Below are 15,686 nucleotides of genomic sequence, written 5' to 3' on the forward strand. Positions count from 1 at the left end.
TTTTAACGTGCGGATGTTTTCTTCTGACCTGCATTGAAGGAGAGACGAAGTCCGCGTTTTTGATACGCTTGCTCGACTCGCTTCGGGTTGAGGCTGAGCTCGAGATGAGCCAACTTCAAATGGTCAAGTGCCGGCACCGTGACATCAAGACGAACGAGCTCCATGTTGCGCTCTGCTTTTTTGCGTGTTCGTCTCAAGTTACGGGGCACCTCCTCTGACGTCAGTGCCGCGATCGTTTCATTTACTTGTTGTCGTTTATCCCCTTTGATACTCAAGGCAGAATACAGCTTATCGAGCGAACCGAATCGTTTGATTAGTTGGACCGATTGGTTTTCGTCAAGTCCCGCAACGGGTGGAATTCCGTCTGAACGGTCTCCCGTCAACGCTTTAACGGCTGACAGCTGTTTCGGTTTCAACCCTTCGTATAACGCCGCAATCTCTTCTGGTCGAATTTCTAAATGACGTTTGAGCGGTAACGGACGGTTATCACGAATGTCACAGCGAGCCTGCATTTGCTGAAGCTCCTGTGTTTGCAACCAAACGGTGATTCGTGGACTGACAAGCTGTAACAAGTCTTTGTCTTTTGTCATGATGACCACAGGTGCACTGCAACTGAATTTACGTGCGATGTGGGCGATTAAATCTTCCCCTTCATAGCCTTCTACTTGGAATTGTGGAATTCCACTATCCTCAAGCAGTTGGCGCATGAGTTCCATCTGCGCTTTCAATTCAGGCGGTGTTTGACGTCTGCGGCGTTTATAGCCCGGGTAGAGTTCTCGACGCCATAATGTTTCACGTGAGACGTCCCAGACGACGACAAAGTGAGTCGGACGATGTCTGCGTAGAATCGTCCGGATGAGGCCGGTCATTCCGATGACGGCACTCCGATCGTTTTTGGATACCTCGCGTCCTTTTTTTGTTCGGCTCGCGGCGGCACCATAGTAAGCACTGGCCAGCATGGAGTTACCGTCAATCAAAAATAGTTTGCGTTCCATGCGTAACCTTCTTTCTATTTCTTTCTGTTTAAACCGAACATCTCGCCATGTTTCGGTGATGTTGTGTCATTGAGTGCGTGACACTCAAATAAGCAACATATGTGCAGTATATCACGGCAAGAGGCGAAAATATAGCGACAGTTCGGTTCACACATGAAAAACCCTTCTCCAAATCAAGGAGAAGGGTTTGACAGAAACCTTATTCTGAGAGAGGCTCTTCCTCTTCATGTGAAGCTAAAATCAGGTCGACGAAGACGATTCGATGGTTATCGACTTCACTGACAATCAATTCATGGTCGCCAGGTAAGAGGAAGCGTTCGCCCGTCCGAGCGTTCGCTTTTTGCGATAAGACAAATCCGCCGACTGTATCGACATCATCTTCGATTTCGATCCCGAACCGTTCCTCGAGTTCTTGTGTTAACACAAGTCCAGAGAGACGGTAATGTTTCGGAGCAATTTCTGTAATTTCTGCTTGTTCATCTCGGTCGAACTCGTCGCGAATCTCACCGACGATTTCTTCTAGGATGTCTTCAATCGTTAAGAGGCCGGCAGTACCCCCGTACTCATCGATGACTAAACACATCATCGTCTGCGCGTTTTGCATCTTCACCATCGCTTCTTGAAGCGGCGTGAACTCGGTGACGAGTGGCAATTGATGAATGAACGACTCGAACGGTGCGTCATTTTTCGAAAGTTGAGCAGTGAAGAGTTGTTTTGCATTCACAAATCCGAGCACGTCGTCGCGGTCGCCATCTCGTGTGACCGGATAACGCGTATACTGGTGCTCTTCGACAACTGAAATGATCTCTTCAATCGTATCTTCTTCATCGATTGTTACCATGTTCATACGTGGAACCATGGCATCCTTGGCAATTCGTTCGTCAAACGAGAAGATGTTTTGTACATATGCCAACTCGTTTTCGTTGATTTCACCACTGCGGAAACTTTCCGTCATGATGATTTTCAGCTCTTCTTCTGAGTGTGCCGTCTCCTGAGCCGTTGTCTGCACCCCGAATAAGCGGAGGGTGAGACGTGCCATGCTGTTCAAGGCACGAATGAACGGGTAGAAGATTTTCGTGAACACGTAGAGCGGACGTGCGACAAGGAGCGTCAACTTTTCGGCTTCATGGACCGCAAGTGTTTTCGGCACAAGTTCTCCAATGACGACGTGCAGGAACGCAATGAGTAAGAATGCGATCAGGAACGACAAGAATGTCACGAGAGACGGCGATAAGTTCAACTGGTCGACCCATGTGTGGATATATGTTTCGATTTGATCGGCACCAATCCACCCGAGTCCGAGTGCAGAAAGCGTAATTCCGAACTGAGATGCAGAAAGGGAGTCGTCGATATTCTCGATGACTTTTTTTGCGCTGACCGCTTTCTTGTTTCCTTCAAGCACGAGCTGGTCGAGTCGAGCGCCACGCACTTTCACAATTGAAAATTCGGCTGCCACGAAAAAGGCAGTCAAAAAGATTAAGAGCGCAACGATGAGTAAGCTGAGTAACATGGGACTGTCCAACAATTCCCCCAAAAATCGGGGAGTCACCTCCATTGAGTATAAGATCAAACGTCTTTCAGGCAGTTCCTGAAAACGAATAGTTTGTTTCAGTATAGTTGATTTGTTTCAAATATTCAAAATGCAGCCAATCATGTTTGATGAAGAGGGGAATGTGGGAACTAAAAACGAGAAGATGAAGGAGGAATTCACATGGCAAACTATCCAGAGTTAAAAGGAAAAGTCGCGGTCATCACGGGAAGCTCGAAAGGTCTCGGTCGAGCAATCGGGGAACGCTATGCGAAAGAAGGGATGAACGTCGTCCTGAATTATCGTAGTAGTGAAAAAGAGATGGAAGAAGTCATCCGCGGCATCGAGGCGGGTGGTGGGAAAGCCGTCGCCGTAAAAGGGGACGTCTCGGAAGAAGGACTCGCGGAGAAGATGATCGAGAAAGCCATTTCTGAGTTTGGGAAGATGGATATTTTCGTGAATAACGCGGGCGTTCAAGTCGAAGCGAAAACACATGAGATGGAATTCGACAATTGGAAGAAGATTATCGACGTCAACTTGAACGGTACGTTCCTTGGTGTCCGTGCTGCCTTGAAGTACTTCGTTGAGAACGAAATCGAAGGCAATATCATCAACATGTCTTCCGTTCACGAAATCATTCCACGTCCAGGTTATACACATTACGCAGCAAGTAAGGGCGGCGTAAAAATGTTTACGAAATCAGTCGCTCTCGAATATGCACCGAATCACATTCGTGTTAATGCGATCGCACCAGGGGCAATCGATACGCCAATCAACGAAGAGACAATGAGCGACCCAGAAGAGAAGGAAGGGTTAGAGGCACTCATCCCATCTCACGTCATCGGGAAACCGGAACAAATCGCTGCCGTTGCCGCATGGCTCGCGTCGGATGAATCGTCATATGTTACAGGGACAACGATTTTTGCGGATGGTGGACTATCACTTTATCCATCATTCGGTCCAGAGAATAAAGTACAGTAAACAAGAGGGTGCGCTATCGCACCCTCTTTTCGTTTAGCTACTCATCTGACTCGTTACATCCATTTTTGGAAGACTAACGGTGAAAATGGAACCTTTACCGATGTTCGATGTGGCATGAATTGTGCCGCCATGACCTTCTGCAATCTCTTTACAAATCGCGAGACCAAGGCCGGTGCCTCCGATTTTGCGACTGGCGGAATTGTCGACACGATAAAACTTGTCAAACAACTTCGACAGTGCGGTTTGAGGAATCCCGATTCCATGGTCTTCAATCGAAATATCAATCCAATCCGGTCGCTCACATGCGACGCGAACATGGATGTCTCCACCATGAGGAGAATACTTCACAGCATTATGAAGCAGATTCATGAAAAGTTGATTAAGTCGCGTTCGGTCTCCATATACGTAAAGATCTTCCTGACAATCAAACGAAATATGATGATGTTGACTTGCCCCTTGATGCACCGCGATAGCCTGTTTCAGGATGTCGGACAGGCGCTCGGATTCGTTATGATACGTCTGTTGTCCTGATTCCATCCGTTGGACATCGAGCAAGTTGGAAATCAAATCTTCGAGACGCAATGTCTCTTGATGAATCATCCCCAAATATTTCTCCGAACGTTCGGCTGAAAGTTTTCGGAAACGGAGAAGCTCGGTGAATCCGATGATACTCGTGAGTGGGGTACGAAGTTCATGGGAGACGGTCGAAACGAGTTCAGTTTTCAAACGGTCGACCTCAGTCTCATGCGTGACATCACGGAAGACGAGCATCGTGCCATGGCGTGTTCCTCTCAAGTAAATCTTCTCCGCATACATTTGAATGAAGCGCTCTTCCTGGTTCATCGAGAACGTGACGCTCTCTTCTTTACACTGTCCGTCAAACGACCGCTCCATGAACGCGAAAAAGTCATCCTTTTGGTCCACCTGCAGTCCAAGTTCTTCAAGGCTGGCGTCTAAACGGTATAAGTCGACTTCGTTTCGCTTTGTGATCGGTTGGTTAAACAAGACGAAGAGGGCTTGATTGGCTACTTTTTCGCTTGTTGCGTGCTCGACATAGATGACGGCATCGCGGATGGAGTGAAGGAGACGCGCTGTCTTCTCACGCTCTTCTTCGATTCGATGGCGCTGCGTCGTGAGTGACGAAGCCATCTGACGGAATGAGGTTGTCAGTTGACCGACTTCGTTTTTAGATTGAACGGTGACCGGCGTGACCGGTTGCTTCTCTCCGGCCAGGCGCTTGCTGTTTTCAATCAATTCCTGAAGTTGACCCGTTAAGCGTCTGACGTAAGGGCGAGCGACGATGAAGAGAATGAATAGGACTCCGAGTAAGGAGAGGAGCCATAAAGCTTGTGCCCATTTCGTATGTGTCGCAAGTTGAGCACGGAGCGCATCCTCTTCTGCGTTCAGTGAGTTCCGATATTCCGTGAAGACGCTCTCCATATCGACGATGCTCGCGCTCATATCTGCGGCACTTTTCGAGTTGATTTTAAATTTACGGTCTGCCGGCGGCTCTTTTTGAGGGTTTACCTTCCCGAGCGTTGGCATTTTTAAAAAGGGTTCGGTCACACTTCCGTCCCGTTTTCCTTCTACATAACGTTCAAGGCTTGGCATGACGCGTTCTTGATAAGCGACAAACAGCGTACGGGCATCGCTCGCATACGTTTTTTCCTTATCGGTTACGGCGTTCTGTTCGAACCAAGTCGTCTGTTCGTCAATCAAAACTTGTTTATCTTGTACGCGCTCTAGCATCGCATCGTCTCCGAGGAGTACGTAGCCGCGCATTTCATATTGCATCGACTGCCATGTCTCGAACAATTCGGTCGCATTTGTGCGCCGTTCACTGATGTTCTCGAGCGATGACGTCGTCTGTTCGATTTGGTTTTCCGTATACACATATACGGCAAGTGATGTGAGGAGGATCAGTCCGATGAATAAATAGAAGACGAATAAAAATTGTCTTCCGATCCGCTGGTCAATCCATGACTTCATAAAGACCGTTCCTTCCTAGAATGATGAACATTCCGACTGTGACAAATATCCTACGAGTGTCGTTCTTTTATTGTACAGATTCACCTCCTCAGAAGCTAGATATTGAGAAATCAGGGGAATGAATACTATTGTTTATTGAATAGTAGTGGTTGATGTGCTATTGTTCTATGTATAGTAGGGGGTGGGATCATGAATCCTCAATTCAAGAAGGGCGTACTCAATCTTTGTGTGCTGGCGCTTGTAGCGGAACAAGACCGCTACGGCTATGAACTCGTCCAAGCGATTTCGGCCAAAGTAGCCATTTCAGAAGGTGCCGTCTATCCGTTGTTGCGTCGCTTGACGACAGAGGGCTATTTCACAACGTATTTAATGGAGTCCGGAGAAGGGCCGCCGCGGAAGTACTATCAGATCACGGAACAAGGGCTTACACATTTGGCTGAGTTACGAACAGAATGGAATGTATTCACGAACGGCGTCAATGACTTAATCCGAGGGGGAGACGACAGATGAATGAAGAACAGTACTTGTCAGAACTTGAGCAATTATTGATGAACGTGAAGGTGAAAGATCGCCTCGATATTTTACGAGATGTGTCTGAGTACTTCACGAGCGGTCGATTAGAAGGAAGAAGTGATGAAGAGATGGCGCGCGAGTTAGGGGAACCGAGCGTGCTCGCATCGGAACTACTTGCTTCTGTCGATTTTGAAGTAGCGGAGTCGACACGACCGCCTGCAGTTGTCAAAAGTTCGACCGTCGCTTTCCAAAGCGTCCTCATTCAAGTTCAACATGCGCAGGTGTTCGTGACACCATCACAAGATGGGTATGCGTACGCGACACTTGAAACAGAGACCGACCATGGGGTTGTCATGGATATCGTCGGGGACACGTTAGAAATTCGGATTGAATCCGAACGTCGTTTCGGTCTGTCTGATTTGTTTTCGTGGTTTGGGTCAAAAGCACCGGTCCTTCGGGTCGAGCTACCTCATCACGCCTATCATCAAATTCAATTGAAGAATCGTCACGGTTCGAGTGATGTACAAGATCTTCAAGCGGAACGTTTACTCGTAGAGAGCGAGAATGGGCGAATCATCGCACATCACATTCAAGCACGTCATGGCGAACTTCGCACATCGAACGGGAAAGTGCTCGCATCAGACTGTCATGGTCACGATTGGGAGCTTCATTCCTCAAACGGTCGTGTTGAAGCGAAGCACTCTCGGCTAGAGCGCATCAATATCCATTCCTCGAACGGTCGAATCGATGTTGATCACGTCACAGGAGCCATTGATGCCAAGACGTCGAACGGCCGGATTGACTGCCTCGTTCAATCGATTCAAGCACCGATTCGTTTGAAGACAAACAACGGAAAGATTGACTTGCACGTGGATGAACGTCCGGAAGATGTGACGATTCGGGCAAAGTCACGGAATGGAAAAGTCAATGTGTTCGGAGAACGGTCGAAAGAGTGCGTGTTCGGTGAAGGATCCATTGAAGTGAAACTAACAAGCTCAAACGGAAGCGTCACGGTATCAGGATAAACGTAGCCCCTCCATCGATGGAGGGGCTATACTTATAGATCATGTACCAACACATAGGCGACTCGAACAGGACCATGAACACCGACGATGAGGTTCATTTCGATGTCGGCCGAATTCGACGGACCGGAGATGAAATTGACACCGTTCGGGGAATGGAGACCATCTCGATCGAGTGCGGCAAGCTGTTGTGCCGTTTGCGTCATACGTGGAACAAGGACAGATTTCGGGATGATCGCAATATGGTCTTGCGGTAACAGACTGATCGTCCGTGATTTTCCCGGCTTCGCATATTGGACGATTGTTGCACTTTCCGCAAACGCCGCATCCGCGATCGTGATGCCGATGTCGGCACGTGCGGCGAGCTCTCGGCTCGTGTCCGGCGTTGTCGAATCCCACCATACGAACGTCTCGCTCGTTGTGGGCGCCCAAGCGGAAATTCGGTCATCGTTTTCCGCAAGGATCCGTGTTCCTTCGTAACGTTCAATCAAGATGCGGAGCGTATCATCAAGATGCGTGGATTCGCATTCCACCAAATCGGTGTGGATTCGTGTCGCGACCATGCGAAACGTCTCGAGTAGCTCTTCTTCGCTCGCATCTTTTAACACGTCGTCTTGTGGGCGATGTTTGTACTCGCGTTTAGGTGGGGTGAGGTCGACCTCACGCCCGAGCTGTTTGGCGATGCGTTGTAAAAAGTCTTCACGGTTTGTGATTGTACCAGGATTCATCAGGCGTTCCCCCGTTTCTTGAACCAATCTCGGACGGTCTGTTTGTTCGGCTGTGGCAAGTCTTTCGAGTCCGTCCAAGCCGGCAGTCCTTTTTCGATCTGACCGGATGTGGCGAACGGTGATGTCGCAAACGGTGCGACATGTTCCGCTGCTTCGAATAAGAACGGACTTGATGCTGTGACGGCAAATCCCTTCATCGCAATTCGTTCCACGAAAGGTGATTGTTTCTTTTCCTCAACGATGACGCGGCGGTGTTCAATCAACAGCTCGTGTAACGGAATCTTCACGGGACATGCCTCTGTACAGGCACCGCAAAGACTCGACGCATAAGGAAGTTCTTTATAGTTCTCGTATCCATCTAGGAGTGGGGCCAACACGGCACCGATTGGACCAGGATAAATTGACCCGTATGCATGACCGCCGATATGGCGATAGACCGGACAGACGTTGATGCATGCCGCGCAACGGATGCATTGCAGGACCGATTGGAACTGTGTCCCGAGAATGCTAGAACGCTTGTTGTCGACGATGACGAGGTGGAATTCTTCAGGACCATCGACTTCACCGACCGCGTGCGTCCCGGCGAATGTCGTGATGTATGACGTGAGGCGTTGACCGACCGCGCTTCGACAAAGCATATTGACGAGTACCTCGAACTCTTCATAAGAAGGGACAACGCGTTCCATCCCCATGACAGAGATGACCGTGTCAGGAAGTGACGTCACCATGCGACCGTTCCCTTCATTGGTCACAAGTCCGACGGCTCCACTCTCCGCAATGGCAAAATTACAGCCGGTGATGCCGACTTCTGCCTTTAAAAAGTCTTTTCGTAGTTCTTGTCGTGCATAGCGCCCCAGTTCAGTCGGATCATTTGAACCGGTATAGCCGTGAGCGGTGAACGTCTCATGAACAGCGTTGCGGTCTTTGTGTAGAGCGGGGGCGACGATGTGAGACGGTGGATCTTCGTCGAGTTGTAAAATCCATTCCCCAAGGTCGGACTCGACGACGGTACATCCTTCTTCCTGAAGCGCCTCGTTCAATCCAATCTCTTCTGTGACCATCGATTTTGATTTCACGACATGTTTGGCTTGTTTCGAACGAACGACTTCCCGAATGTAACGGTTCGCTTCTTCTGGCGTCTCTGCGAAGAAGACGCTCCCACCTCGTTTTGAGACATTCTCGCTCAATTGATACAAGTAATAGTCGAGATGCTCAAGCACGTGTTGACGAATCTCTTCCGAGTGGTCACGGAAGGCTTCCCAGTCTCCGAGTTCACCCGCAGCATCCAACCGTCCATCCCGCAGCCGGTTTTGAGCTGAACTGACGGCTTGCCGCATGAACGCATCCTCAATCCCGTCCTTGCGACGGTCCTGAAACTTCTCATCTAACCGAATCCCCATGCTCATGCTTGCTTCACTCCTTCGTTCAAGACTTCGGCAATATGCATCACTTTAATCGGATGTCCCTGTTTATGAAGGCGTCCGCCGATGTTCATCAGACACGATGCATCTGCCCCAATCAAAACGTCTGCACCGGACTGTAAAATCGATTCGACTTTCTCATCCACCATCTGCACTGACACATCCGGCATCTTGACGGAGAACGTCCCTCCGAACCCGCAACAGTTATGTACGTTCGCGAGGGGGACCATCGTCAAGCCATCAACGTTTCCTAGCAACTTTCCAGGCGCCGCTTCAATTCCGAGAAGGCGGGTCATGTGACAAGACGCATGATAAGTCGCTTTGGCGGGGAATTTGGCGCCGACATCAGTGACTTCGAGCACATCGACGATGAACTGCGTCAGCTCAAACGTTTTGGCGGCATGTGCCTCTGCACGAGGACCCCATACCGGATCACCTTGGAACAAATGCGGATAGTCGCGCATCATCATGACACATGATCCCGATGGTCCGACGATATATTCCGCATCTGCTTGTTCGAACGTTTCAATCATATGCTTGGCAATCTTTTTCGTTTCCTCATGATAGCCGCTGTTATAAGCAGGTTGCCCACAACACGTTTGTTCAAAAGGGAAGGTCACCTCACACCCTAAATGTTCGAGCAGTTCGACTGTCGCTTGTCCGACGGATGGAAACAACGTATCAGATAAACAAGTGACGAATAAAGCTACATTCGGCATAGCCATTCCTTCTTTCTTCTCATGATAGCGATTTCACCGTCATTATTTCATAATACGTAGAAAAGTGACAGAAAAATGGGGAGAAAAACTGATTTATTTGTAAAATCCTGTCTAATTGATAACGCGTCTCACTGAATAAGAATTCATCCATAGTCTGATATAAAACAGCATTCTGTCACGTATAACAGAAAAAGACCCTCGTCATATGACGAAGGTCTTGTATCTAAATTATAGGAAGAACATTTCCAAGATGAAGAGTGCGCCGAACAAGTAGATGAGCGGGTGAACCGTCTCTTTGTTCATCGCTTTGAAGATCGGGTACAAGATGAACCCGAATGCGATCCCACGTTCGATACTTCCTGAAAGCGGCATGATCAAAATCGTCATGAAGGCCGGGAAGTATTCGCTAAAGTCGCTCCAGTCGATATAACGTACGTTCGTCAACATGAGCGCCCCGACGATGATGAGTGCAGGAGCTGTGATCGCCGCAACGCCAGAGATGGCACCGATGAGCGGGCTGAAGAAGAGCGTCAATCCGAACAAACCAGCGACGACGGCCGTTGTGAGACCTGTACGTCCACCTTGTGCGACACCGGCTGCAGACTCGATGTATGCCGTCGAAGGACTCGTCCCGACGAGTGAACCACCCATTGTGGCAAGTGAGTCGGCAAAGAGTGCACGGTGACCATTTTCAATCGTTCCGTCTTCTTTTAAGAGACCAGCTTGTTTCCCGACACCGACAAGTGTACCTGTCGTATCGAACAATGTGACGAGGAAGAACGAGAGGACGGCACCGAATAATCCATATTGAATGACATCACTAAATGCTGTTACCGGGTTGACCATGAGTCCTTCTGGAAGTGTCGGCATTGCCGTGACACCGTTGATTTGTAAGATGTCCATGAAGTAAGCAGCGATTCCAGTGAGTAGCATCCCGATCAATAACGAACCGGGAACATTGCGTGAGAAGAGAAGTGCCGAGACGATTAAACCACCGAGTACGAGTAACACTTCTGGTGAGGATACATCACCGAGACGCACCAAGTTTGCCTCATCTGCGACAATCAATCCTGATAACTTTAATCCGAGCGAAGCGATGAAGAGACCGATTCCGGTCGTGATCGCATGTTTCAACGAAGTCGGGATCGCCTGAATCAGTTTTGTCCGAATCGGAGAAAGCGACAAGATTAAAAAGAAGACGGACGAGACGAAGACGACGCCGAGTGCGGCGGATGGTGCGATTTGTTCTTGGGCGACGAGCGTGTAAGCGAAGAAGGCGTTGAGCCCCATCCCGGGTGCCACAGCAATCGGCAAGTTCGCATAAAATGCCATTAAGCCTGTTCCGATGAGGATGGCAATGATCGTCGCCGTGAAAGCTTGAGCGAACGGGATTCCTGCGTCAGATAGAATCGCCGGGTTGACGACAGAGATATACGCCATCGTCACGAACGTTGTAATCCCGGCTGTCACTTCTTGTTTAACATTCGTACCATGTTGTTTCAGTTGAAAAATATTCATCGATAAAACTCCTTATTTCGGTCTATTTCCGAACATTAATTGAGAAAAATGTTTAAATTAACGTTATCAACTTGATGACTATACAAAAATGTTTGATTCCCGTCAATTGTTTTGAGTAAAAAACATGAAAAATGAAAGTTACCAATAAATAATGTTCGGAAATAAACTTTTTTCAAAAAAGGCCTTGCTCTGAAACGCGTTTCAGAAGATACGGTATAGACAAAGGGAGGGGAACCGATATGAAACCGACAACGTGGAAGACATGGTGCAGTGGAATCGTATACGAACTCGTTATCAATCAGTTGTATACGCCGTTTGGAAAAATGTTGTGTACCCGTTTCCAGGAAGAGTTTCTTCATTTACCGTTAGAGGAGCGCTTCCGTCTCGTTCAAGCGATTCGAAGTCAAGTCGTCGAAAGAGGTGACAGTCAGCAAGCAGAGTGGGTACACTATATGCAAAGACTGACAAGTTGAGGTGGGGCGAATGGCAAACATTCGAGATATCGCGAAGCACGCTGACGTATCGGTGACGACGGTCTCGCGCGTGTTGAACGAGCATCCGTATGTATCGAAGGAAAAACGGACCCGTGTCCATGCGGCGATGAAAGAGCTCGGGTATTTGCGAAATCAACAGGCGTTGACGTTGTCGACGGGGAAAACACAACGTGTCGTCGTCATCTTACCTTATATGGATCATCCGTATTACGGTCTCTTCGTCAACGGGCTTGCGAAAGCGGCCCTCGAGCACGATTACCGACTCGTCATGTGGCAGACGGAGTATAAGCTGAGTGAGGAGCGACAAGCACTCGATTTATTGAAGCATCGCGAAGTCGATGGGGCGATCGTCTTGTCGCACGAAATGTCCTTTAAGGAAATGGAGACGTATCGTGCGTACGGACCGATTGCCGTAGCGACCGTCGGCGCACCGGAGACGATCTCATCCATCCATGTCGACCATTATGCATCGTTCGTGTCAGGTATTCATGTGCTACAGGAGCATGGATATGAAGAGATTGGAATCATCTTGTCAAGAAGCCATAGTCCGAGCTCCCTTGCGCGTCAGCAAGCCTATTTCGATGAAGTAGCGCATGCGCGTGAGCAATGGATTTGGACCGGTTATTTGACGAGTGAGGACGGTATTCGGTTAGCAGAAACGTTCCTCTCTCAAAAAGAGCGTCCTCGAGCGCTCTTTTTCTCGTCGGATTATGTCGCTCTCGGATTTTTGGGGGAGATGCAACGGCGGCACGTCACCATCCCTGAGGAAGTCGCCATGCTAGGGTTTGATGGTCATCCGATTAGTCGGGCGTTCGGGCTGTCGACGATGCTTTCTCCGAATGAACAGATTGGTCGTCAACTGTTCGAAACGACACTCGCTGAGATGAACGGAGCCATTCCAGAGATTCACGGGATGACCGTCAGCTATCAAGCGGGAATGACACTTTAGGCAACATCCTCGCTCGACTCATTTGAAACGTTTAGAATGAAAGAAGTAGTCGAGAGGAGGAAATGTTATGAAGATTCAAGTAACAGAAGAAGCGCTCCAATGGTTCAAAGAAGAAATGGAAGTCGAAGCGGGTCAAACGGTTCGTTTGTTTGCAAAATACGGGGGTTCGACAGACTTGACGCACGGTTTCTCCGTGGGAGTCATCACAGAAGACGTGAACAATGCGGCTGTTGAGACCGAAGAAGACGGCATTCGTTTCGTCGTGGCGGAACAAGATGAGTGGTTGTTCCAAGGACAAGACGTGAAAGTCGAACTTCGTGGAGAAGAAATCGTTTTCGTTCAAGCCTGACGTTTCAGTTTGTTTACGTTTGATGAAATGTCGTTTGACGAAATCTTGCTTGGGGAACAGATTACGACAAGTCGGATTTTCGAAAGGATGACACGATATGTCAGACAAAGAAAAGCGTGAACAAGAAGAAAAAGATAAGTTGAAACGAGATCAACCGGATATCTCCCACGAAGAAGATTCAAAAGGCGATCATTCCGACCTCGAGGAGACAGATGAAGACGAACAATCATAAGAGCCGACACGGCTCTTTTTGTTTGGGGAATTGAAAGAAATGCCGTGGACGTTATAATGGATAAGGGAAAACTATTTAGTGAGGAGAATGAGACATGAGTACAGTACTAGTCTTCGGACATAAAAATCCAGATACCGATACCATCACATCAGCGCTCGCCTATGCCGAGTTGAAAAAGAAATTAGGGATGGACGCAGAAGCGGTCCGTCTCGGTGAAGTAAACGGGGAAACGCAATACGCACTCGATCACTTCCGCGTAAAAGCACCACGCTTGATTGAAAGCATAACAGGTGAGGCAGAAGAAGTCATCTTGGTCGATCACAACGAGTTCCAGCAAAGTGCAGACGGCATCGAAGACGTGCGAATCCTTGAAGTCATCGATCACCACCGCATCGCGAACTTCCAAACGGCAGACCCGCTCTACTATCGTGCGGAGCCAGTCGGATGTACAGCGACGATTTTGTTGAAGTTGTATAAAGAGCACGGTGTCGAAATCGCAGTGGATATGGCCGGTTTGATGCTTTCAGCCATCATCTCGGACTCACTTCTCTTCAAATCGCCGACATGCACGGATGAGGATATCAAAGCAGCGAAAGAACTTGCTGAGATTGCTGGCGTCGATGCAGAAGCATACGGGCTTGAGATGCTCAAAGCCGGTGCAGACCTTAGCCAAAAAACGATTGAAGAGCTCATCTCACTCGATGCGAAAGAATTCGCAATGGGCGACTATCGTGTCGAGATCGCGCAAGTGAACACGGTCGATGCGAATGATGTCTTGAACCGTAAAGAGGAGGTCGAAGCAGCGATTGCTAACACGGTTGCGGCGAAAAACTTAGACTTGTTCGTATTCGCCATCACGAACATTTTGACGAACGACTCAGAAGCGATTGTCGTCGGACCAAAACCAGAACTCTTCGAACAAGCGTTCAACGTGACGCTTCAAAACGGATTGGCGACACTTCCTGGCGTCGTCTCACGTAAGAAGCAAATCGTGCCGGTTTTAACTGAAGCGGCAACAAAATAAAAAGTCGAAGCCTTAGCCTCGAGCGGAACTGCAGACGTTCATTCGTCTGCAGTTTTTGTTTAAAAAAAGACCGGACAATGAAGTCCGATCTTAGGATGATTTCGTTTGTCTTCCATATGTCCCTAAACGCCATAGCTTCTCAAACGGTCCGTAACGGTGATTTTTTAGCCACCACATCGAGAAGAACGCTTGGGCAATCAAAATGGCGATGCTGAGGAATAACCCTTCGGTTAAAGAGAGCGCCCCGTATGCACCGAGTGCGATCACCGGTAAGAACACGATCAGCGTATGCGTCAAATAATTCGTGAGTGCCATCCGTCCGAGCGCTTGAAGAGGCGCGAACGTACGACCTTTACGAACGGCTACCGTGAACAGACAGACGTAAGTCGTGGCGAGTAACTTCCCGGAAATCAAGACGGCGAACAAGTTTAACCAGAAGTATGCATACCCTTCACCATAATGATGCCAAATGATCACGCCGAAGAATGGAAGGGCGAGGACGGCACAGATGATGGCCGTGCGCATCAAGCTTTCTAGACGCCACGTCAGAAGTTTTCGTTCACGTCCGATATACAGTCCGAATAAGAATAGACTGAGAATCTCGAAACCGACAACGAACGAGTTGGAGAAGGCGTTAAAAATTTCGATGGAATATCGATAATCGAACCAGGCACCAAACCCTTGATTGAATACATCAGGGAACGGGATGCCGCCATAATAGCTTCCACCCGTGCTCCATTCACTCAACGCGGAAGTTCCATACAACAGAAGGATACTTCCGATCAACAAGCCCCATGCCCACGTCAGAATGGCACGGTTGCTCAACTTATAGAAAAGGGGAAGCAATAAGCCCCACATCGCGTACGTATGGAGGATATCACCTGACCAAATCGCCAAGTGCGCGAGACCGAACAAGAAGAGGATCAAAATCCGGCGTATGTAACGACTGACCGATTCGCCACGAGCGTAAGAACGCTCGAGGAAAATCGAAAAGCCGATCCCGAATAAGAGGGAGAAAATCGTATAAAACTTCGTCTGCACGAACAAGTCAAAGAGCGTGCGGACGAACAAGTCGCTCCCATAATAATCGGGACGACCGAACATCCAGTCGCTCCCGAGCATACTCGGGATATTGACGAGGAAAATGCCGCAGAGGGCAAACCCTCGGATAATGTCATACAAAATAATCCGTTCATTCGTTTGAATTGGGGTCGCCATACGACA

Annotated in this window: 16 protein-coding genes; 8 read left to right on the top strand and 8 right to left on the bottom strand. The window is 48.8% G+C overall.

Annotation, left to right across the window (positions count from 1 at the left end; genetic code table 11):
• Window positions 1–2: 2 nt before the first annotated feature.
• Together KNP04_RS11555 and KNP04_RS11560 are read right to left on the bottom strand one after the other, a co-directional pair.
• Window positions 3–995, bottom strand: coding sequence for a 5'-3' exonuclease (locus KNP04_RS11555; RefSeq protein ID WP_074034157.1), 993 nt, complete (start codon window positions 993–995; stop codon window positions 3–5).
• A gap of 199 nt (window positions 996–1,194) precedes the next feature.
• The gene (locus tag KNP04_RS11560) at window positions 1,195–2,517 is read right to left on the bottom strand and encodes a hemolysin family protein (protein ID WP_214746854.1); all 1,323 of its coding nucleotides are present in this window, start codon (window positions 2,515–2,517) and stop codon (window positions 1,195–1,197) included.
• 189 nt (window positions 2,518–2,706) lie between these two features.
• On the opposite strand from KNP04_RS11560, the gene KNP04_RS11565 reads away from it, so the two are divergent.
• Window positions 2,707–3,504: a glucose 1-dehydrogenase gene (locus tag KNP04_RS11565; RefSeq protein ID WP_214876270.1), complete on the top strand. Its 798-nt coding sequence runs from the start codon at window positions 2,707–2,709 to the stop codon at window positions 3,502–3,504.
• Window positions 3,505–3,537: 33 nt separating this feature from the next.
• On the opposite strand, the gene KNP04_RS11570 is transcribed toward KNP04_RS11565, so the two are convergent.
• A complete protein-coding gene (locus KNP04_RS11570) occupies window positions 3,538–5,493 on the bottom strand; it encodes an ATP-binding protein (protein WP_214876272.1) in 1,956 nt (651 codons plus the stop codon).
• A gap of 189 nt (window positions 5,494–5,682) precedes the next feature.
• Here KNP04_RS11570 and KNP04_RS11575 point away from each other — a divergent pair, with 189 nt between their 5' ends.
• Together KNP04_RS11575 and KNP04_RS11580 are read left to right on the top strand one after the other, a co-directional pair.
• Window positions 5,683–6,003: a PadR family transcriptional regulator gene (locus KNP04_RS11575; RefSeq protein ID WP_214746862.1), complete on the top strand. Its 321-nt coding sequence runs from the start codon at window positions 5,683–5,685 to the stop codon at window positions 6,001–6,003.
• Complete coding sequence (locus KNP04_RS11580) at window positions 6,000–7,031, top strand: DUF4097 family beta strand repeat-containing protein (RefSeq protein ID WP_214876274.1); 1,032 nt, start codon at window positions 6,000–6,002, stop codon at window positions 7,029–7,031. Before KNP04_RS11575 ends, KNP04_RS11580 begins: the two co-directional genes overlap by 4 nt.
• Before the next feature lie 32 nt (window positions 7,032–7,063).
• Here KNP04_RS11580 and KNP04_RS11585 read toward each other — a convergent pair whose 3' ends face one another.
• The 4 genes from KNP04_RS11585 to KNP04_RS11600 form a co-directional block, all read right to left on the bottom strand.
• A complete protein-coding gene (locus KNP04_RS11585) occupies window positions 7,064–7,756 on the bottom strand; it encodes a LutC/YkgG family protein (RefSeq protein ID WP_214876276.1) in 693 nt (230 codons plus the stop codon).
• Complete coding sequence (locus KNP04_RS11590; protein WP_285801236.1) at window positions 7,756–9,156, bottom strand: LutB/LldF family L-lactate oxidation iron-sulfur protein; 1,401 nt, start codon at window positions 9,154–9,156, stop codon at window positions 7,756–7,758. Before KNP04_RS11590 ends, KNP04_RS11585 begins: the two co-directional genes overlap by 1 nt.
• Window positions 9,157–9,158: 2 nt before the next feature.
• Entirely contained in the window at window positions 9,159–9,896 is a 738-nt protein-coding gene (locus KNP04_RS11595; RefSeq protein WP_214876281.1) for a (Fe-S)-binding protein, read from the bottom strand.
• Window positions 9,897–10,124: 228 nt separating this feature from the next.
• On the bottom strand, window positions 10,125–11,408 hold the full coding sequence (locus tag KNP04_RS11600; RefSeq protein ID WP_214876432.1) for an NCS2 family permease: 1,284 nt from the start codon (window positions 11,406–11,408) through the stop codon (window positions 10,125–10,127).
• 245 nt (window positions 11,409–11,653) lie between these two features.
• On the opposite strand from KNP04_RS11600, the gene KNP04_RS11605 reads away from it, so the two are divergent.
• From KNP04_RS11605 to KNP04_RS11620, 5 genes are all read left to right on the top strand, one after another.
• Window positions 11,654–11,887 carry a hypothetical protein gene (locus tag KNP04_RS11605; RefSeq protein ID WP_214876283.1) on the top strand — a complete coding sequence of 78 codons (234 nt, stop codon included), beginning with the start codon at window positions 11,654–11,656 and terminating at the stop codon, window positions 11,885–11,887.
• A 10-nt stretch (window positions 11,888–11,897) separates the two neighbouring features.
• Window positions 11,898–12,857 carry a LacI family DNA-binding transcriptional regulator gene (locus tag KNP04_RS11610; protein WP_214876285.1) on the top strand — a complete coding sequence of 320 codons (960 nt, stop codon included), beginning with the start codon at window positions 11,898–11,900 and terminating at the stop codon, window positions 12,855–12,857.
• Window positions 12,858–12,924: 67 nt separating this feature from the next.
• Window positions 12,925–13,206, top strand: a complete 282-nt coding sequence (locus tag KNP04_RS11615; protein ID WP_074034990.1) for a HesB/YadR/YfhF family protein — start codon at window positions 12,925–12,927, stop codon at window positions 13,204–13,206.
• 97 nt (window positions 13,207–13,303) lie between these two features.
• Complete coding sequence (locus tag KNP04_RS15465) at window positions 13,304–13,438, top strand: hypothetical protein (RefSeq protein WP_285801235.1); 135 nt, start codon at window positions 13,304–13,306, stop codon at window positions 13,436–13,438.
• A gap of 94 nt (window positions 13,439–13,532) precedes the next feature.
• Window positions 13,533–14,462, top strand: coding sequence for a manganese-dependent inorganic pyrophosphatase (locus KNP04_RS11620; RefSeq protein ID WP_214876287.1), 930 nt, complete (start codon window positions 13,533–13,535; stop codon window positions 14,460–14,462).
• A 90-nt stretch (window positions 14,463–14,552) separates the two neighbouring features.
• On the opposite strand, the gene KNP04_RS11625 is transcribed toward KNP04_RS11620, so the two are convergent.
• A complete protein-coding gene (locus tag KNP04_RS11625; protein ID WP_214876289.1) occupies window positions 14,553–15,680 on the bottom strand; it encodes a DUF418 domain-containing protein in 1,128 nt (375 codons plus the stop codon).
• Between the last annotated feature and the right edge of the window lie 6 nt (window positions 15,681–15,686).

Source organism: Exiguobacterium sp. CH10, assembly GCF_018617635.1.
Taxonomy (GTDB): domain Bacteria; phylum Bacillota; class Bacilli; order Exiguobacteriales; family Exiguobacteriaceae; genus Exiguobacterium; species Exiguobacterium aestuarii_A.